Origin of the sequence: Cronobacter malonaticus LMG 23826, assembly GCF_001277215.2 — a bacterium.
GTDB classification, from domain to species: Bacteria; Pseudomonadota; Gammaproteobacteria; order Enterobacterales; family Enterobacteriaceae; genus Cronobacter; species Cronobacter malonaticus.
The window spans coordinates 2076424-2095527 of the sequence record NZ_CP013940.1; the positions used below are offsets into that span (position 1 = coordinate 2076424).

General features: G+C 58.7%; 18 protein-coding genes. 9 read left to right on the forward strand and 9 right to left on the reverse strand.

Features of this window, described 5'->3' with window-relative positions:
* Window positions 1–20: 20 nt before the first annotated feature.
* A complete protein-coding gene (pptA, locus tag AFK66_RS09870; RefSeq protein ID WP_007774943.1) occupies window positions 21–251 on the reverse strand; it encodes a tautomerase PptA in 231 nt (76 codons plus the stop codon).
* A gap of 260 nt (window positions 252–511) precedes the next feature.
* Between pptA and nfsB the strand changes: the two genes are divergently transcribed.
* Window positions 512–1156: an oxygen-insensitive NAD(P)H nitroreductase gene (gene nfsB / locus AFK66_RS09875; protein ID WP_007774942.1), complete on the forward strand. Its 645-nt coding sequence runs from the start codon at window positions 512–514 to the stop codon at window positions 1154–1156.
* A gap of 51 nt (window positions 1157–1207) precedes the next feature.
* Here the strand turns inward: nfsB and blaCMA are convergent, their stop codons facing one another.
* On the reverse strand, window positions 1208–2335 hold the full coding sequence (gene blaCMA, locus AFK66_RS09880) for a CMA family class C beta-lactamase (RefSeq protein WP_007774930.1): 1128 nt from the start codon (window positions 2333–2335) through the stop codon (window positions 1208–1210).
* A 361-nt stretch (window positions 2336–2696) separates the two neighbouring features.
* On the opposite strand from blaCMA, the gene ansP reads away from it, so the two are divergent.
* The 6 genes from ansP to AFK66_RS09910 all read left to right on the forward strand — a co-directional run bounded on the left by ansP (window position 2697) and on the right by AFK66_RS09910 (window position 8804).
* On the forward strand, window positions 2697–4154 hold the full coding sequence (gene ansP, locus AFK66_RS09885; RefSeq protein ID WP_007774927.1) for an L-asparagine permease: 1458 nt from the start codon (window positions 2697–2699) through the stop codon (window positions 4152–4154).
* A 122-nt stretch (window positions 4155–4276) separates the two neighbouring features.
* Window positions 4277–5038 (forward strand): DUF1176 domain-containing protein, encoded by a 762-nt coding sequence (locus AFK66_RS09890; RefSeq protein ID WP_007774923.1) that lies wholly within the window; start codon window positions 4277–4279, stop codon window positions 5036–5038.
* A 174-nt stretch (window positions 5039–5212) separates the two neighbouring features.
* On the forward strand, window positions 5213–6211 hold the full coding sequence (locus AFK66_RS09895) for an ABC transporter substrate-binding protein (protein WP_007774921.1): 999 nt from the start codon (window positions 5213–5215) through the stop codon (window positions 6209–6211).
* Window positions 6212–6239: 28 nt separating this feature from the next.
* On the forward strand, window positions 6240–7124 hold the full coding sequence (locus AFK66_RS09900; protein WP_007774918.1) for a TauD/TfdA dioxygenase family protein: 885 nt from the start codon (window positions 6240–6242) through the stop codon (window positions 7122–7124).
* Between the two features lie 11 nt (window positions 7125–7135).
* Complete coding sequence (locus AFK66_RS09905) at window positions 7136–7978, forward strand: ABC transporter ATP-binding protein (RefSeq protein WP_023898789.1); 843 nt, start codon at window positions 7136–7138, stop codon at window positions 7976–7978.
* A complete protein-coding gene (locus AFK66_RS09910) occupies window positions 7938–8804 on the forward strand; it encodes an ABC transporter permease (RefSeq protein WP_007774909.1) in 867 nt (288 codons plus the stop codon). Before AFK66_RS09905 ends, AFK66_RS09910 begins: the two co-directional genes overlap by 41 nt.
* Window positions 8805–8832: 28 nt before the next feature.
* Here the strand turns inward: AFK66_RS09910 and yncE are convergent, their stop codons facing one another.
* Complete coding sequence (gene yncE / locus AFK66_RS09915) at window positions 8833–9891, reverse strand: 7-bladed beta-propeller protein YncE (RefSeq protein ID WP_007774908.1); 1059 nt, start codon at window positions 9889–9891, stop codon at window positions 8833–8835.
* A gap of 277 nt (window positions 9892–10168) precedes the next feature.
* Here yncE and pqqU point away from each other — a divergent pair, with 277 nt between their 5' ends.
* Window positions 10169–12286, forward strand: coding sequence for a TonB-dependent receptor PqqU (gene pqqU, locus AFK66_RS09920; RefSeq protein WP_023898790.1), 2118 nt, complete (start codon window positions 10169–10171; stop codon window positions 12284–12286).
* 59 nt (window positions 12287–12345) lie between these two features.
* Here pqqU and AFK66_RS09925 read toward each other — a convergent pair whose 3' ends face one another.
* Both AFK66_RS09925 and AFK66_RS09930 read right to left on the reverse strand, forming a co-directional pair.
* Window positions 12346–12633 carry a HigA family addiction module antitoxin gene (locus tag AFK66_RS09925; protein WP_032968184.1) on the reverse strand — a complete coding sequence of 96 codons (288 nt, stop codon included), beginning with the start codon at window positions 12631–12633 and terminating at the stop codon, window positions 12346–12348.
* Window positions 12633–12911, reverse strand: coding sequence for a type II toxin-antitoxin system RelE/ParE family toxin (locus AFK66_RS09930; RefSeq protein WP_023898792.1), 279 nt, complete (start codon window positions 12909–12911; stop codon window positions 12633–12635). Before AFK66_RS09930 ends, AFK66_RS09925 begins: the two co-directional genes overlap by 1 nt.
* A 298-nt stretch (window positions 12912–13209) precedes the next feature.
* On the opposite strand from AFK66_RS09930, the gene AFK66_RS09935 reads away from it, so the two are divergent.
* A complete protein-coding gene (locus AFK66_RS09935; protein ID WP_007774898.1) occupies window positions 13210–14814 on the forward strand; it encodes an alpha-amylase family protein in 1605 nt (534 codons plus the stop codon).
* Between the two features lies 1 nt (window position 14815).
* Here AFK66_RS09935 and AFK66_RS09940 read toward each other — a convergent pair whose 3' ends face one another.
* The 4 genes from AFK66_RS09940 to AFK66_RS09955 form a co-directional block, all read right to left on the reverse strand.
* Window positions 14816–15802 carry an SDR family oxidoreductase gene (locus AFK66_RS09940; RefSeq protein WP_007774884.1) on the reverse strand — a complete coding sequence of 329 codons (987 nt, stop codon included), beginning with the start codon at window positions 15800–15802 and terminating at the stop codon, window positions 14816–14818.
* A gap of 111 nt (window positions 15803–15913) precedes the next feature.
* A complete protein-coding gene (locus AFK66_RS09945) occupies window positions 15914–17848 on the reverse strand; it encodes a methyl-accepting chemotaxis protein (protein ID WP_007774882.1) in 1935 nt (644 codons plus the stop codon).
* Between the two features lie 211 nt (window positions 17849–18059).
* The gene (locus tag AFK66_RS09950) at window positions 18060–18239 is read right to left on the reverse strand and encodes a hypothetical protein (protein ID WP_007774881.1); all 180 of its coding nucleotides are present in this window, start codon (window positions 18237–18239) and stop codon (window positions 18060–18062) included.
* A gap of 109 nt (window positions 18240–18348) precedes the next feature.
* Window positions 18349–19008: a GntR family transcriptional regulator gene (locus AFK66_RS09955; protein ID WP_023898793.1), complete on the reverse strand. Its 660-nt coding sequence runs from the start codon at window positions 19006–19008 to the stop codon at window positions 18349–18351.
* Window positions 19009–19104 lie beyond the last annotated feature (96 nt).

Sequence of the window (19104 nt, forward strand, 5' to 3'; positions counted from 1 at the left end):
CCGGCAGGGTTTTTTTATGCTTACATCTCGTAGCCAGGTTTGCGCGCCAGCGTGTCGAGCTGTGGCGCTATCTCCGTATCCCATACGTCGCTTTTCCACTGCTCCGGCTGCACTTCCTTAAGCGCTACCGAAACGGAACTCTCTTTGCTTTGCAGATGTTTCACGATTACCTGGGTGAGTTCGTCGGCCAGCGCCTGCTGTTGCGCGTCGCTGAGATCGCGTGGGAAGAATTTAACATCGATATGCGGCATAACGTTTCCTTAACGTGAACGGCTTTTCATCATGCCCGAAACCCGCCGCGGAATTCATCCTTTTTTAAAGACAAGGCGATGGTGCCTTCGTGACAACGTCACGGATTTTTGCATTTTTTGCCGTCAAGCGGGCTTACCCGTGGCGACAGGTGTTTCTGCCGTCAGGTTTAGGCTACTATCGTTTCCCTTAACGAAGATAACAATGGTGTAACCTGCTCGCGCCCTCCATGAAGGCGCGGCATTCAACCGGGAAACGTTTTATGAATCTTAATGAGATCATTCGCACTCGCCATACCAGCAAAGCCTACGACAACAGCCGTAAACTGACTGCCGAACAGCAGCAGGAATTGCTGGATCTGCTGCGTTTTAGCCCCTCTTCCGTTAACTCCCAGCCGTGGCACTTCTTTGCCGTGACCACCGAAGAAGGCAAAGCGCAGATCCTGCCAGCGCTGATGGACGCCAACCAGGTAAAAGCGAAAAACGCCGCCATGACGGTGGTGTTCACCATTAAAGAAGAGCTGAACGAAGCGCACCTGCTGCAGCTGCTGGAAAAAGAGCAGCAGGATGGCCGTTACGACAGCGAAGAAGCGCGCGCCGGTAACGATAAAGGCCGCCGCTTTTTTGTTGGCCTGAACAGCGAAACGCCGGAGCAACAGCGCGAGTGGATGACCCGCCAGGCCTATCTGGCGCTCGGTTTCCTTCTGCTGGGCGCGGCCGCGATGGGTCTTGACGCGACGCCTATCGAAGGTTTCCACCCGGAGAAAATGGACGAAGTACTGGGCCTGAAAGAAAAAGGCCTGCGCAGCGTGGTGGTGGCGACCATCGGTTATCGCAGCGATGCCGACTTCAACGCCAAACTGCCGAAATCCCGTCTGGATCAGGATGTGGTGATCACGCAGCTCTGAGCGCGTTGATTCACAACAAGGCCGCCCACGGGCGGCCTTTTTTATGGCGCGTTACTTATCAAGCTCCTGAATAATCGCATACGCCGCCTTCACGCGGTCGTCATTCGGGAACCACTTGTTGGCGAGCATAATCAGCGCGATACGCTTTTCAGGGATAAACACCGCGTAAGTGGAAAACCCGTTGGTCGAACCGGTTTTGTTATACCACGCGGCCTCTGGTGCGGGCTGCGGCGGCACAATAGTGGTGGCCGCAAGCCCTTTCATGATGCGCTGGCTGCTGTTGCCTTCCAGAAGACGCGAGAGCGGCGATGGCCACGGATAATATTCCCACATCATTCCCTGTGTGAACTCACCGCTGCGGTAGTAGCCGTTATGCGTGGCGTTAATCGCCTGACGCCAGCGAGGGGCCACCTCCTGCTCGCCAAGCTGGATTTGCAGATAACGCAGCAGGTCGGCGCTGCCGGATTTCAGCCCATAGGATTCAGCATCCAGCGGGCCGGGCGTCACCCGCACCGGTTTGTCGTCTTTGTTATAGCCCTGGGCGTAGTCGTCCATCGCGGCATCCGGCACGTTGATAAAGGTGTGCGTCATGCCGAAATCCTTAAGCAGCCCCTGCTCCATCGCCTCGCTGAACGGTTTATCGAGCGCCTTCGCGGTAATCATCCCGAGCAGCCCGATCCCGAGATTCGAGTATACGCGCTCGGTGCCGACCGGCTTTTCAGGCTGCCAGGCGCGATACCAGGCCATCAGCTGCGCGGTGTTTTTCACCGCATCCGGCACAAAGAGCGGCGTTCCCGCGGTGTGCGTGGCGAGGTTCAGCAGCGTCACGTGGTCGAACGCGCTGCCTTTCAGTGCAGGAAGATACTGGCTGGCGGGCGCGCTGAAATCCAGTTTCCCCTCATGCTGCGCCTCACTTGCGAGCGTCGCGGTAAAGGTTTTACTGAGCGAGCCGATTTCGAAAAGCGTTTTTTCATCCACCGGCTTGCGCGTCGCTTTTGACGCCACGCCGTAGTGCCAGAAATGCGTTTCGCCATTGACCGACACCGCCACCGCCATGCCCGGGATCTGGTAACGCGCCATCAACGGCTTAACGACCGCATCCGGTGGCGCAACGGGCGCGGCCTGCGCATGGCTCGCAAGAACTATCATCATTAACAGCGCACTGACTTTGCTTTTCATCGGCTCTCCTCGCCTCATTCACCGCACACAAACCGCCATTATCCCGGTTTGCTGTGACAAATCGCCATAATTTTCCATAACAAAGGACGTTTTCTCGTCGAATTTGGGTTATCGCGCATACAACAACCCTGACACTTTTGCGGGCTAATCCGTTCTGGTTCACACCCTTACTGGTAGGCTTTGCGAAGCCCCCGGTTTGCGGTTAGGATGCTGCGCCATGTTTTGTCTTATCCGCACAACATAATCACAGGAAAGACGAACATTTGCCGTACAAAAAACCAGCGCAGGCAAACGTTTGGTTGGTATACGGCGGTCGGTTATTTTGGCTCGTTCAGGTTCAGACAGGACTACAGGAAAACCAATGAAAACAACGAAGCAAAACGCGGCTGAGCATCGCGCCGCGAAACGACGCTGGTTGAACTCTCATGAAGAGGGTTATCACAAAGCGATGGGCAACCGTCAGGTGCAGATGATAGCCATTGGCGGCGCTATCGGCACCGGTCTGTTTTTAGGTGCGGGCGCGCGTCTCCAGGCGGCCGGGCCGTCGCTGGCGCTGGTCTATCTGGTGTGCGGCATCTTCTCTTTCTTCATTCTTCGCGCGCTCGGCGAATTAGTGCTCCACCGCCCGTCGAGCGGCAGTTTTGTCTCTTACGCCCGTGAGTTTCTCGGCGAGAAAGCCTCCTACGTGGCGGGCTGGATGTATTTCGTCAACTGGGCGATGACCGGTATCGTCGATATCACCGCCGTGGCGCTCTATATGCACTACTGGGGCGCGTTCGGCGATGTGCCGCAGTGGGTGTTTGCGCTCGGCGCGCTGGCGATTGTCGGCACCATGAACCTGATTGGCGTGAAATGGTTCGCCGAAATGGAGTTCTGGTTCGCGCTCATTAAAGTGCTGGCTATCGTCGTGTTCCTGATTGTCGGCGTGGTATTTCTCGGCACCGGCAAACCGCTCGACGGCAACGCAACCGGCTTCCATCTGATAACCGATAACGGCGGCCTGTTCCCGCACGGCCTGCTGCCGGCGCTGGTGCTGATTCAGGGCGTGGTCTTCGCCTTTGCGTCTATCGAGCTGGTGGGTACCGCCGCGGGCGAATGTAAAGATCCGCAGACCATGGTGCCGAAGGCGATTAACAGCGTTATCTGGCGTATCGGCCTGTTCTACGTCGGCTCCGTGGTGCTGCTGGTGCTGCTGCTACCGTGGAACGCCTACCAGGCGGGTCAAAGCCCGTTCGTGACCTTCTTCTCTAAGCTTGGCGTGCCCTATATCGGCGACATCATGAATATGGTGGTGCTGACCGCGGCGCTCTCCAGCCTTAACTCGGGCCTCTATTCCACCGGGCGTATTCTGCGCTCGATGTCGATGGGCGGCTCCGCGCCGAAGTTTATGTCGAAGATGAGCAAATCCCAGGTGCCGTTCGCGGGCATCCTGGTGACGGTTTGCGTCTATATTGTCGGCGTCTTCCTGAACTATCTCGTGCCGTCGCAGGTGTTTGAGATTGTCCTGAATGTTGCATCTATCGGCATTATCTCTTCCTGGGCGTTTATCATGGTCTGCCAGATGCGCCTGCGCAAAGCCATCAAAGAAGGCAAAGCGGACGATGTCTCCTTCAAGCTGCCGGGCGCGCCGTTCACCTCCTGGCTGACGCTGCTGTTCCTGGCCGCGGTTGTCGTACTGATGGCGTTCGACTACCCGAACGGCACCTTTACCGTGGCCTCCATTCCGGTGCTCGCTATTCTGCTCATTGTGGGCTGGTTTGGCGTGCGTAAGCGCGTGGCAGAGATCCACAGCACCGCGCCGCAACCGCATCAGGATTAAATAGCGTGTTGTGAAAAGGAGCCGTAAGGCTCCTTTTTTTATGCGTACTATTACTGGTAGCTTGTCCGAAACGCCGCAGCGCTTCACGCTATGGCGCTGCATTACGTCTACAAGGAACCGTTATGAAACCTGCAATCCGCCGCGTGCTGGCCCTGGCGCCGCTCTGTGTGGCGCTCAGCGCCGCCGCCGTCACGCCGAAGCCGCCTTACTTTAATCATAAAGACTGGAGCATGGTCTGCGATAACACCGGCACCTGCCGCGTCGATGCCTACGAGGCCGGTGCCAGCGCCGTACTGCTGAAAATGGATGACGTGCAGGGACGCATCGGCACGCCCGGTGCCCTCATGAAAAAGGGCAATAAGCCGGAAAGCGCGGTGCCTGCGCCGATCGCCGCCCCGGTGATTAACGCCGCCGCCGTTAGCGACGCAAAGCCCACTACGCTTACCGGCGCGGCGCTCGCCACGCTGCTACCGCGTCTTGAAGCCACCAAACTCGACGGCGACAGCTGCGACGGGCTGACGGATGAAACGCTGCGTAACGAGCCGGTGACCGTCACGCCATTAAGCAATGACAAAGCGCTGATCTCGGCGACCTGCTGGCGCGCGGCCTATAACGAAGGCGAAGGCTACTGGGTGATTGACGAGGCGCTGAAAGGCAAGCCAACGCTGATAACGCTTATCGGCAACGATTACCACAATGGCGTTATCACTTCCGTACAGCGCGGGCGCGGCATTGGCGACTGCATGGGCGGCGCAAACTGGACGTGGAATGGTGAAACATTCATTCAGAGTGAAGACTACACCACCGGCGAATGCCGCCTTATCCGCGCTGGCGGCACCTGGGAGATGCCGACGCTGGTCACGCAGGTCATTCCGGCAAAATAATCACAGCGGGCGACGGCCCGCTTTTTTTATTTCCGGCAAAGCTTCGCTAAAAAAAGCATTTATTTATTCGCGCTAAGTTATTCCAATAAACACTTTTCATTTTTAATCCCGCCCCTGCACGATAAAAGCCAGAACGATATATCACCCTTCACTTTTATTATTAGCGGGATAGCCATGAAAAAAATCACGGGGCGCGCCTGGCTCGGGCTGGCGTTAATGTCGGCTGCCGGACTGTCGCAGGCGGAAGGCAATATCAGTATCGCGCAGCAGTTCGGCATTGGTTATTTACTGCTGGATGTGGTGCGCGACCAGCAGCTTATCGAAAAAGAAGGCAAAAAAGAGGGGCTCGATATTAAGGTGGAGTGGCGCACGCTCTCCGGCGCTACCGCCATGAACGAAGCGCTGCTCTCGGGCGCGCTGGACGTCGCCTCGGCGGGCGTGCCGCCGCTCCTCACGCTTTGGGATCGCACCAAAGGCCGCCAGAACGTCAAAGCCATCGCGTCCCTCGGCTCGATGCCCAATTACCTGCTGAGTAATAACCCGGCGGTCAAAAGCGTTCGCGATCTCACCGATAAAGACCGCATCGCCGTACCCGCGGCGGGCGTGGGCTTTCAGTCCCGCACGCTGCAAATCGAAACCGCCCGGCTTTATGGCAACGACGACTATAAGCGCTTTGATAAACTCAGCGTGAGCCTGCCGCACCCGGACGCCAGCGCGGCGCTTGTCGCCGGGAAGTCTGAAATCACCGCGCATTTCTCCAGCCCGCCGTTTCAGTATCAGGCGCTGGAGCACAGCAACGTGCATAAGATCCTGAGCTCCTACGATGTGCTGGGCGGCCCGGCCACCTTCAACGTGCTCTACGCCACCCAGAAATTCCACGATGACAACCCGAAAACGTACCGCGCGTTTTACCGGGCGTTAAGCGAGGCGGCAAAAATTATCAACGCCGATAAAAAGGCGGCGGCCGTGGCCTATATCCGCACCGAAAAATCGCGTCTGCCGCAAGCGTTAGTCGAAAAAATTGTGAATGACCCGGAAATTGATTTTACCGTCTCACCGCAACGCACTTTTATTTATGCCGAAAAGCTGCATGAGCTTGGCGTATTAAAAAATAAAGCCGACAGCTGGAAAGAGTATTTCTTTAACGAAGCCTGGGAAAACCCCGGCAGTTAATTCACCTGCGACGATAAAGGAAAAACAGATGACCACAACGCTCAACGCCACGCCGGTTGCCGCGCAGCCATTTACCATTACGCCTTTCGCACGCCTCGGCGCGGAAATTACCGGGCTGGATCTGCGCCTGCCGGTTAATAACGCCGACTTTGCGCGCATTCATCAGGCGCATCTCGACCATCACGTGGTGGTGTTCCGCGACCAGAAGATCACGCCGCGTCAGCAGATCGATTTCAGCCGCCGCTTCGGGCCGCTGCAAATCCATGTGCTGAAGCAGTTCCTGTTGCCTGACCACCCGGAAATCCTCATCGTCTCGAACATTATTGAGAACGGCCAGCCGATTGGTCTTGGCGATGCCGGTAAATTCTGGCACTCGGATCTTTCGTATAAAACGCTGCCAAGCCTCGGCTCCATGCTCTATGCGCAGGAGCTCCCGGAGGAAGGCGGCGACACGCTGTTTGCCGATATGGAGCTGGCGTATGAAACGCTGCCCGCCGAACTGAAGCGCGCGATAGAGGGCAAAAAGGCGGTGCACTCCTACACCGCGACCTACAGCCGCCCGAAATTTGGCAGCCACTGGCGACCGCAACTGACGGAACAGCAGCTTGCCGAGGTGCAGGCGGTGTCGCATCCGGTGGTACGTACCCACCCGGAAACCGGGCGCAAAGCGCTGTTTGTCAGCGAAGGGTTCACCACGCATATCGAAGGGCTGCCGGAGGCAGAGAGCCGCGACATTCTGGAGGCGTTATGGGCCCACAGCGTGCGCCCGGAGCATATCTACCGCCACCAGTGGCAAACGGGCGACATGGTGTTCTGGGATAACCGTTCGCTGATCCATCTCGCGACCGGCTGCCCGGCGCACCTGCGCCGCAAACTCTATCGCACCACCATCGAAGGCGACGCGCCATTTTAACGGAGGCAGCCATGCAGAATGCACAGACCAATGGCCCGCTGCTGCGTCTCGACGCGCTGAGCCTGGAGTACCGCACCCGGGAAAGCCGCGTTCGCGCGGCGCATGAGGTCTCTTTTGACGTCTGGCCCGGCGACCGGTTCATCCTGCTCGGCCCGTCCGGCTGCGGCAAGTCGAGCCTGCTGAAAGCCATCGGCGGGTTCCTGGCACCCGTGAGCGGCACCATTCGCCTTGAAGGTGACGTTGTCACTAAACCAGGACCTGAGCGCATGATGGTGTTTCAGGAATTTGACCAGCTACCGCCCTGGAAAACTGTGCTGGAAAACGTCATGTTCCCGCTCGTGGCGAGCCGTCAGGCCAGCAAAGCCGAAGCGCGCGAGCGCGCGATGCACTTTTTGAATAAAGTGGGGCTTGCTGCCTTTGCCGACGCGCTGCCGCATATGCTCTCCGGCGGCATGAAGCAGCGCGTGGCCATCGCCCGCGCGCTGGCGATGAAGCCGAAAATTCTGCTGATGGATGAGCCGTTCGCGGCGCTGGATGCCCTGACGCGCCGCCATATGCAGGAAGAGTTGCTGGAACTCTGGGAGGACGCCGGCTTTACGCTGCTCTTCGTAACCCACTCTATTGAAGAAGCGCTGATGGTCGGCAGCCGTATTCTGGTGCTCTCGCCGCATCCGGGCCAGGTGCGCGCGGAGATCAACTGCCACCAGTTTGGCATGAATGACGCTGCAAGCCCGGCGTTTGCGCAGGCTGCCCGCCACATTCATGACCTGTTGTTTCCTGTTAATACCACCCAACCGGCGAAGGAGACCCGCTATGGCGCGACTGCCCCCCGTCCGTCCCGAGTATCAGCGTGAAACCGCGCTCCCCGGCGCGCTGCCGCTGGACACGCCGCTGCCGCTCACCACCCGGCTGTGGAACCAGACCTGGGTACGCAAAACGCTGCTGGTCATTTTGCTGCTCGCCCTCTGGGAAGGCGTGGCGCGTATTCAGAATAACGATCTGATGCTGCCGGGGTTCTGGCAAACGCTGCGCGCCTTCAGCGAAGATATGCACAGCGGCGAGCTGCCAGAGAAAATCATCAACTCGCTCGGCACGCTGTTAAAAGGCTATGCCATTGGCAGCGTGCTGGCGCTGGTGTTCAGCGCACTGGCAATTTCCACACGGCTGGGGCGAGACTTGCTCAGTACGCTGACCGCCATGTTTAACCCGCTGCCCGCGATCGCCCTGCTGCCGCTGGCGCTGCTCTGGTTCGGGCTTGGTCAGGGGAGCCTGATTTTTGTGCTGGTGCACTCGGTGATGTGGCCGATTGCGCTCAATACGTGGTCGGGGTTTCAGAGCGTGCCGGAAACCTTACGGATGGCCGGGCGAAACTACGGGCTGAACGGCCCGCGGCTGGTGCTCAATATTCTGATTCCGGCGGCGCTGCCGTCGATTATCTCCGGGCTGAAAATTGGCTGGGCGTTCGCCTGGCGCACGCTTATCGCCGCCGAACTGGTGTTTGGCGCCTCAAGCGGCGACGGCGGGCTGGGCTGGTATATTTTCCAGAACCGTAACGAGCTGTTTACCGACCGGGTTTTCGCCGGGCTGGCGACAGTGATCATCATCGGGCTGCTGGTGGAAGGTCTGGTGTTCGCCACGCTGGAAAAAGCCACGGTGCGCCGCTGGGGAATGCAACGTTAAAAAAGCCCCGCCAGCGCGGGGCCATTTTTTACAGCGCGATGCGGATAACATCATCCGGGCTGCTGGCTTCCTGCTGACGGCTGGAGGCCTGCTTCACCGTAACAAACAGCGTTTTACCATCTGGCGAAAGCGCCAGGCTGTTCGGGTGTACCGGCGTCTTAACGGTTTTGGTGACAGTGTAACCTTTAGCGTCAATCACGCTGATGCTGCCCGCCTCGCGGTGCGTCAGATAGACCTCGTTACGTACCGGGTTGAACAGCACCGCAAGCGCGTTCGGTGTCTCGATGGTTTTGATAACGTTACCGGTGCGGGTATCCACCACGAGCAGCTGCGGCTGTTTTGAATCCGCCACAAACGCGCGATGGTTAGCGGTATCCAGACTCAGGTTAATAAAGAAGTGCTCTTTACCGTCGTCAGCGAGCTTTTTGCGCGACAGAATTTTATTGGTCGCAGTGTCGATAGTAATAAATTCGCCATCGGCATTGGTGGTGTACAGACGCTTCGCAGCCGCGTCGAGCGCCAGCCCGGCGCTGAACTTACCAAGGCCGCTAATGCTCGCGCGGTGTTTCACCGTCTCGCCATCCACCACCCAGATCTCGCTCTCATTACCGATACCGCCGATATAAACGGTATTGGTGTTTTCATCGACCACCAGCTCGCGCGGCTGCAATGGCTTCACGCTTTCTGAACGCACGCGCCCATCAAGCACCAGACGCCCTTTCACATCGCCGGTTTTCGCATCCACCGCCGTTACCGCGCCATTCACCGTATTACCGAACCACAGTGTGTTGGTTTTGGTGTTAATCGCGGCACCGAACGGTTTGAGATCGTTATGAATGGTCTGGGTAACATCCAGCGTCGTCGGGTCGAGACGGTAAATCACGCCGCCTTTATCCAGCTTGCGGCTCTGGGACGTGGCGACGAACAGCGCCTGCTCCGCCGGGCTGTAGGCCATTTCATACGCGCCTTTGCCGACCGGCTTGCGCAGCAACTCATCGGCCGCCTGCGTGGTGAACGTCGCAAACGTACCGGCGATAAACAGCGCGCCAAGCAGCGCGCGCGGCGTGGAAAGGTGACGTAACTGCATAAGAACTCCCTTTTAACCAAAACAAAATGGGTTGCATCACACTGGAACCAAAAGCAAAACGTTGCCCGATCGAGCCGTGGCGTTTTATTATGGATGAGAATAATAATCATTATTTTCAGGATGGGAAGCCTTTTTACGGCTCGCTAAATACCAAGAGGCGGCTACACTTGCCAGAGTTAACGCAACGTGCCGTTAAGTTTTTCAAAAATTTACACAACGTTTAATATTACCTCACAGATTTTATTGATTTTGTTACTTCCGGGACTTTGTAAACCGCATGAAAATCTCCCGCGCTGTCTATGCGCCCTTCGCTTTTCTGCTGCCTGTCGCCTTCTCGCATGCGCAGGCCGCCGGCACTGATGAACAAACCCTGATCGTGACCGCCGCGCCCGGCGGGATCTCCGAGCTTGATACGCCCGCGTCCGTGAGCGTCGTCAACGGCGACGATCTGCGTCACGCCGCGCCGCAGGTGAATCTCTCTGAAAACCTGGGCAGCGTGCCTGGCCTGCAAATTCAGAACCGACAAAATTTCGCCCAGGATTTGCAGCTCTCTATGCGCGGTTTCGGTTCCCGCTCCACCTACGGCGTGCGCGGTATCCGCATGTATGTGGACGGTATTCCGGCGACGATGCCGGACGGCCAGGGCTACACCTCGAATTTCGATCTCAACAGCATTGAGAGCGTGGACGTACTGCGCGGGCCGTTTTCGGCGCTTTACGGCAACGCCTCCGCCGGCGTGATCAATGTCAAAACCGAAACCGGCGCGCAGCCGCCGAAGATTGAAGCGGGCACGTATTACGGCAGCTACGGCAGCGTGCGCTACGGCCTGAAAGCGTCCGGCGCGACCGGCGACGGCACCCAGGCGGGCGATGTCGATTACACGGTTTCAACGACCCGTTTCACCACCCACGGCTATCGCGACCACAGCGGCGCGCGTAAAAACCTCGCTAACGCGAAGCTCGGCGTGCGGCTTGACGAGGCCAGCAAGCTGACGCTGCTCTTTAACAGCGTGGATATCAAAGCCAACGATCCGGGCGGCCTGACCCGCGACGAGTGGCGTGAAAACCCGCGCCAGTCGCCGCGCGGCGATGAATTCAACACCCGTAAAACCACGAAACAGACCCAGGCGGGCCTGCGCTACGAGCGCGCGCTGACAGAGAATGACGATATCAGCGTGATGGCGTACGCGGGTGAGCGCGAAACCACGCAGTTTCAGTCGTTCAAACAGGGCTTCCAGGCGGCTCCCACCAACCCCGGCGGCGTTATCGACCTCACCCGCCATTATCAGGGCATCGACAGCCGATGGACGCACCGCGACGCGCTGCTCAGCCTGCCGGTGAGCTTCACGCTCGGTCTTGATTACGAAAATATGAGCGAAGACCGCAAAGGCTTTGAAAACTACCGCCTGGTCAACGGCGCGCCGCAGTATGGCGAGAAAGGCAACCTGCGCCGCAACGAGCGCAACCTGATGTGGAACGTCGATCCGTATCTGCAAACCACCTGGCAGTTGACCGACAAACTGAGCCTCGACGCGGGCGTGCGCTATAGCAATATCTGGTTCGACTCGAACGATTTCTACGTCGTGCCGGGCAACGGCGACGACAGCGGCGAGGCCAATTATCACAAGTGGCTGCCGGCAGGCTCACTGAAATATGCCCTGACCGACGCCTGGAACGTCTATGCCTCTTATGGCCGCGGCTTTGAAACGCCGACCATCAACGAACTTTCTTATCGTTCCGGCAACCAGAGCGGCCTGAACTTCGCGCTTAAGCCATCCACCAGCGATACGGTGGAGATCGGCAGCAAAACGCGCATCGGCAATGGCCTGCTGACCGCCGCGCTGTTCCGGACCGATACGGACAATGAAATCGTCGTGGATCAGAGTGTGGGCAGCGGGCGCAGCAGCTATAAAAACGCCGGGAAAACCCGCCGTCAGGGTGTTGAACTGGCGCTTGACCAGCAGTTCGGCGACGCGTGGAAGCTGAAAGCGGCATGGACCTACCTTGACGCCACCTACCGCACCAACGTCTGTCGCACTGGCGACTGTAACGGCAACCGGATGCCGGGCATCGCGCGCAATATGCTCTATACCTCGTTCGGTTACGAGCCGGAAACCGGCTGGTACGCGGGCGGCGACGTGCGCTATATGAGCAGCATCATGGCTAATGACGCCAATACCGCCAAAGCGCCGTCTTACACGACGGTTGGCCTCAACACCGGCTATAAATTCCAGCGCGGCAACTGGCTGCTGGATGTGTTTGGCCGCGTCGATAACCTGTTTGATAAATCGTATGTCGGATCGGTCATCGTTAACGAATCCAACGGCCGCTACTACGAGCCTGCGCCGGGCCGCAATTATGGTGTTGGCGCAAGCGTCAGCTATCGCTTCGAGTAACGCTGGCGAGTGTTTTCAGCGGCAACGCAACAAAAAAACGGGCCTCACAGCCCGTTTTTTTATGCCCTCTGCAACCGTTGCAGATGCGAGAAATCAACAGACTGGCGCGCATGAAAGAGATCGTATTCATTCTGCATACCCAGCCAGACATGCGGCGAGCTGCCAAGGACTGCCGAGAGACGCAGCGCCATTTCCGGGGAGACGTCAGATTTGCCGACCAGCAGCCGCTGCACTGTTGACGGCGCGACGTCCAGCGCTTTGGCCAGCGCGCGGGCGCTGAGGCCGAGCGCTTCCATTGATTCCTGCACCAGCCTGCCTGGGTGTGGTGGGTTAAACATCGTTGCCATCAGTGGTAATCCTCATCGTTGACGATGAAGACATCGCCATCCCGAAACTCAAACGTGATGCGCCAGTTTCCGCTGACGGTCACAGCCCATATACCTTTACGATCCCCCGTCAGGGGATGCAGGAAAAAGCCCGGTAAGTCGACGTCAGCGGGTCTTATCGCCTGATTCAGCACCGCCAGCCGCAGAGAAATCTTTCTGGCATGGCGGGCATGAATGCCTGCGGTGGAACCCGTTTCGAAATAGCGTTGCAGGCCTTTATGCCTGAAGCTTCTGATCATCCCTGCCACCTCGCTCCTGATGAAGATTTTAAATCAGTGTTGCGCTATGCGCAACACTTTTATAAGCGTTAAGTTACGGCTTATGCTTTCCGCTGCGCAGCACCTTATCAGCGTTGCGCGTAAGTCAGAAGCCGGATGCTGAATGACGGTTAAACCCTTCGGTGCGGCTCGCATTTGTGATGCAACCTCTCTGCCCGATTTACAACACACAGACACGTCGTTCGCCATGCAGGCCGTGCCGTCGCGCCTATACTTAACATTCGTCGAATTCCGTTTAACCGCCAAAAGGAATCCGCTTATGAGCCGTCTGTGGCACCAGAACGCCGTCATTTACCAGATAGATCCCACCCGCTTTTTTGACAGCAACGCCGACGGCTGGGGAGACCTGCGCGGCATTGTCGAAAAGCTCGACTATGTTGAATCGCTTGGCGCAACCGCCATCTGGCTGACCCCGTTTTATCTCTCGCCGCGTCGGGATAACGGCTATGACGTGGAAAACCACACCGAGCCGGACCCGCGTATCGGCTCGCTGGAAGACGTTGAGTGGCTGATAGCCGAGGCGGAAAAGCGCGGAATTCGTGTGATTATCGAACTGGTGGCGCAGCACACTTCAGATGCCCACGACTGGTTTCAGGAGGCGCGCAAAGGCCGCGACAACCCGTTTCACGACTACTATCTGTGGCGCGACACGCCAGGCCCGGATGAGCCCGCGCCGATGTTTCCGACCATCGAACCGCACATCTGGCGCCGGGATGAGCAGGCGCAGCGCTACTACCGCCACCTCTTTTATCATCATGAGCCGGATCTCAACCTGCGCCACCCGGACGTGATTCTGGCTGTCGATCACGTGCTGCGCTTCTGGGCGGATAAAGGCGTGGCGGGCTTTCGTGTTGACGCCGCTTCGCACATGGTGGAACAGGCCACCCTGCCTGGCGATAAAGAGAGCGGCTACCGGTTGTTTAACCACTTCTACGACCTGCTGACGGAAGATCACCCGGATATGATCCTGCTCGGCGAAGTGGACGTGAACGTCTCGGAATTTGAAGATTTCTTCGGCGGCGGCGAACGTCTGACCACGCTGCTTAACTTCTGGATCAACAAAAACACCATTCTGGCGCTGGCGCGCGAAGAGGCCGCGCCGCTGGTGAAAGCGCTTAACGAATTGCCGATGCCGCCCGCCAACGGCGGTTACTGCTTCTGGCTGCGTAACCATGACGAGCTGGACCTTGAAGATCTGGAGCCGGAAGATTACGACTTCGTAATGGAAAAATACGCGCCCGATCCCGACATGCGCATTTACGGGCGCGGCATTCGCCGCCGTCTGGCCCCGATGCTCGACGGCAACGAACGCCAGCAGGCAATGGCGCATGCCCTGCTCTTTTCGCTACCCGGCACGCCGGTGGTGCGCTATGGCGCGGAAATCGGCATGGGCGATCTGCTTTCACAGCCGGAGCGTGAATCGGTGCGCACGCCGATGCAGTGGAGTGCGGCGCCCGGTGCCGGGTTTTCCGCCTGCGATCCGGCGCGCTTTGTGGAGCCTTTAATTACCGACGGCCCGTTTCGCTATCAGGCGATAAACGTCGAAGAACAGGAGGCGCGCGACGGCTCACTGCTGCACCGTATCCGGCAGATTATCGCGGTCTGGCGCACGCTGCCGGAGATCTGCTATCAGCATTTCCACCCGTTCACGGTGCGGGAAAAGAGCGTGTTTGCGGTGCGCTATCAGAACTATAACGTCGCCACGCTGATGCTGACGAACCTGAGCCATGAGGCGGTGACGGTGGATTTGGGCGAGTTAGATCTGCAAGGTGCCTGCGAGATACTGGCGGATGATGATTATCCGCCAGTCGCCTGCTCGCTTCGCATCAACGGCTATGGCTACCGCTGGCTGCGGGTAAAGTAAATTAACGGCGGCGGAACAGGGCTTTAACCAGCAGCCCTGCCACCGCTACTGCTGCCACGCCCATCACGCGGGAATCCACGGCAATCGCCTTGTTCTTCGCGTGGCTGTCAAAGCGTCCGTGCGCCTGATGGCCGTTCTCCAGCGGCTGAAACAGGTAATCGGGGCGCTGCGTCGGTTCGACTTCATCGGTCAGTTGTCCTTCCCAGGTTTTCGTCACATAACGGTCGAGTAATCCCGGGAAGAACATATTGCCGACAATCGACATCACCGTGTTTTTGCCAAGCCATACCTCGCGCGGCGGACGGCGCGCCACGGCGGCGTCGTAAATTGCTTTGGCGGCCACTTCCGGCTGGTAAATGGGTTCAACAGGCTGCATCCGGTGATGAAACTTATTGCGCGCCCAGTTGAACTGCGTGGTGTTAATGGCGGGTAATTGCACCATTGAGACCCGCACGCCGCTTTTCTGATGCAGCAGTTCGCAGCGCAGGGAATCGGTAAACGCGCGGATCGCCGCTTTCGCGCCGCAATAGGCGGACTGCAACGGAATCGAGCGCCACGCGAGCGCCGAGCCGACCTGAACGATGGTGCCGCTGTCGCGCAGTTGCATATAGCGCAGTGCGCTGCGGGTGCCGTTCACCGCGCCGAGATAGGTCACTTCCGTGACGCGCCGGAACTCGTCAAAGCTGATATCTTCCACCGGCGCGAGCACGGTTGTCATCGCGCAGTTCACCCACACCGCCATTGGCCCCAGTTCTTCTTCGACACGCTGTGCCGCGTTATTCACCTGCTGCGGGTCCGCCACGTCAGCGCAGATGCCAAGCACCCGTCCGCCGTAGCGCTGTAAGTCTTCTGTGGCCTCCGCCACGCCCTGCTCTCCACGGGCAATGATCGCCACATCATAGCCAGAGGCCGCAAAGTAACTGGCTGTCGCGCGCCCGACTCCTGAACTGCCGCCGGTCACGACAGCAACAAAGGCGTTTTTTGTCATGTCGTTATCCTGATTTGCGTTAAGGGTAACGAAAGCTTAGTACAGCGCGGGAAAAGTGGGCGCCCGGCAAGCCGGGCGCGAGAAGAAAGTGCGAAAGGTGAAGGCGAAACGTCAGAACGTGGCCCAGCCCTCTTCGGTGACGGGTTTGCGCGCGGTCACGGTGACAGGCGCTGCCGGGCGAAGCGCGGTGGATTGCGGGCGCGGCGTGGCGGATGGCGCGTTCAGGCGAAACGCACCTGCAAGCTGGCGCAGGCGCGCCGCCTCGGTGCCAAGCTCGCCTGCGGCCGCGGAGGACGCGCTGACAAGCGTTGCGTTCTGCTGCGTGGTGGCGTCCAGCTCACTGACCGCGCGGGCGATCTGCTCAATGCCGCGGCTCTGCTCCTGCGAGGCTGACGAAATCTCTTCCATAATATCGTTCACCCGGGTGACGGAACTTACCACCTCATCCATCGTCTCACCGGCACGGCTCGCCAGCGTGCTGCCGGTTTTGATGCGGCTGACCGACTCATCAATCAGCACCGCTATATCTTTCGCCGCCTGCGCGCTGCGCTGGGAGAGACTGCGCACTTCAGACGCCACCACCGCGAAACCGCGGCCATGTTCGCCCGCACGCGCGGCTTCCACCGCGGCGTTGAGCGCCAGAATATTGGTCTGGAAAGAAATGCTGTTAATGACCTCGGTAATGTCGGCGATTTTGCGCGAACTGGCGGAGATATCCTGCATGGTCTGTACCACATCGCGCACCGCTTCGCCGCCGCGCCCGGCGGTCTGAGAGGCCTGTGCCGCAATCTGGCTGGCGTGACGGGCGTTGTCGGCGTTGTTTTTCACGGTGGCGGTGAGCTGCTCCATGCTGGCTGCCGTCTCCACCACCGCCGTGGTCTGCTGTTCGGTACGCGCCGAGAGCGCGCTGTTACCGGACGCAATTTCCCCCGCCGTATGGGTGAGACGCCCGACGCTTGCGCGCAGCTCGCCGGTCATGCTGCGGAGTCTTTCGTTCACGCGCGCCATCGCGCCCGTGAGCTTGCCGAACTCGTCATGGCGATCGCTTTCAATCTGCGCGGTCAAATCGCCGGCGGCGATACGTTCGGCCAGCGCCAGGTTGAGCCTCAGCGGGCGGATTATCTGGCGGCTGATGGCCCACGCGACGATAACGCCGAGCAGAATCGCAAACGCGCCCAGGATGAGGGCAAGCATTGAGGAGCCGGACGCCAGTTCGTCATTCTCTGCTTTAGTGAACGCCACCATCTGTTTAATCGTGCCGCTACTCTGATCGCCTGCCGTTTTCACCGCGCTTTCCGCGCCTTTCAGCGATTCACGGGCGGCGTAGTAGTCGCGACTCAGCGTCTGATAGCGCACCGTGTCCTGCCATAGCGCTGCAAACGGCGGCAGGAGTTCCGGCGAGAGACGGCTCACGAGCGCCTGATACTGGCTTTCTACCGCGCTGAAACGGCTCTGAAGCGCCTCGCTTGCCTGCGCTGTGCCGGTAAAGCGCAGCGCGTAAGCGTAATCCCGCAGGTTACTGATGGCGAACAGAAGATCGTAAATCGCATAGGAGAGCTCAGGGTCGGCCACCGGCGTGCGGATAAGCTGGGTATACCGCGCGGTTTCATCCTGGCCTGCCAGCGCGTCAAGCGCGCTGCGGATCTGGCTGAGCTTCGCCGTGGCGTCGCTCATGGTGGTGACGCTGCCCTGGAAGCTTTCCAGATAACGCCTGATATCGGCGACGATGGCGCGCTCGTTTGCGGGCCAGTCGAGGTCGCTGGCCTCCGCGGTTTTCGCGAGCGCCTCGTCAACATAGCGGCTCATCAGCGCGCGGGCGTCGTCATCGCCGGTATAGAAATAGTTAAGCCGGTTAATTTTGGCCTGTAAGACATCGATATTAATGTCGTCGATAAGATGACTTTTGAGGTTAGCGTCGCGGATGGCCATAAAACGCGCCACCGGGAGCGCCGTCGCCAGCGCCACCAGCAGCAGCACCACGCCAAATCCGGCGGCGAGCTTGCGGGTTATGCGAACGTTGCGTAATCGAGTTACCAGTACAGCCATCCTGCCTCCTGTTTTACGATAATCGGGCCTCGTCAGAGCGCCACAGGAGGTTATCGGCTAAACCGCCAATTTTTTTAGCAAAATGTGGAAAAAAGCGGCAATAAAAATGGCCTTTTACCCCACAGCCTCGCGGGAAGCTGTCGTGACAAAGGCCATCTGAAGCGTGCATAATTCATTCCAGTAACGCAGCCGGATACCGCGGCGATACCGGTTAGCGCGGGCGGCGCAGGCCCGGATCGATATTGCCGAAATCAAGACCATAGAGATGTCCGTAAGGGATAAAGGATTCCAGCATCAGCGCGCGCGTCTCGGGCGGGTGCGGCGTGAGCCAGGAGCGGAGTATGCGGCGAATACGTGAGCGCGACGCATGACGACGTACGGAGATGTGCATGATGATCGCCTCCTCGGCGGTGCGCAGGCGTTGTGCTGCCCTGTCAGTAAAGCGCCGGGGAGACGAAAAGGGAAATACGCATTCCGGCAATGTTTTGCCGGTGTGCGGATTAGCCGAAATACTGTTTTTTCAGGATAAGCGCGCCGTCGTTAATCGCTTTATGCACCGCGCGTGCGGCCGCTTCGCCATCGCCCGCCTCAAGCGCTTCCAGCAAATCATCATAATTGTGATGACCGCGCACAAAATCGTCAGACTGCGGGTAGAGATAGTTGAAGCACGGGCCGATGCGCATCCAGAGCTGCTCGATGAGCGACACCAGCGTCGGCATCTCTGCCCAGTTGTAGAGCTGAAAACGAAACGCGCGGTTGGCCTGCAACGCCTGCTCGACCGTGCCGGACATTTTGGCTTCACGGAAGGCGTCGCAAAGCTCGCGCAGGTGGGCCATACGCGCGGGCGTAATATTCTGCGCCGCCGCTTCCGCCGCCATTCCTTCGAGATTTTTGCGGATCTTCGTCACTTCGTCGTAGCGCGCCTCGCTGATTTCCGGCACCAGAAACGCCTGCGCAGGGGTGGCGTTGAGCGCGCCGGAAGAGACCAGACGCAGCAGCGCTTCGCGTACCGGCGTGATGCTGATCCCCAGTTGATCGGCGATCTCCTTCGTGACCAGACGAGCGCCCGGGCGCAGGCTGCCAACGATAAGGGCGTTTTTCAATCTCACTTCCACTTGCATGGTTAAACTCAGGCGTTGCGCTTTTTCCAGATCCAACATGTTTATTTCCTGTCGTAAAAAATTTACTTTGTATTAGCAGGCGCTTAACTGACGTCTCGTCATCCTGACCAGAGGATATATTCTATATCTTTGATA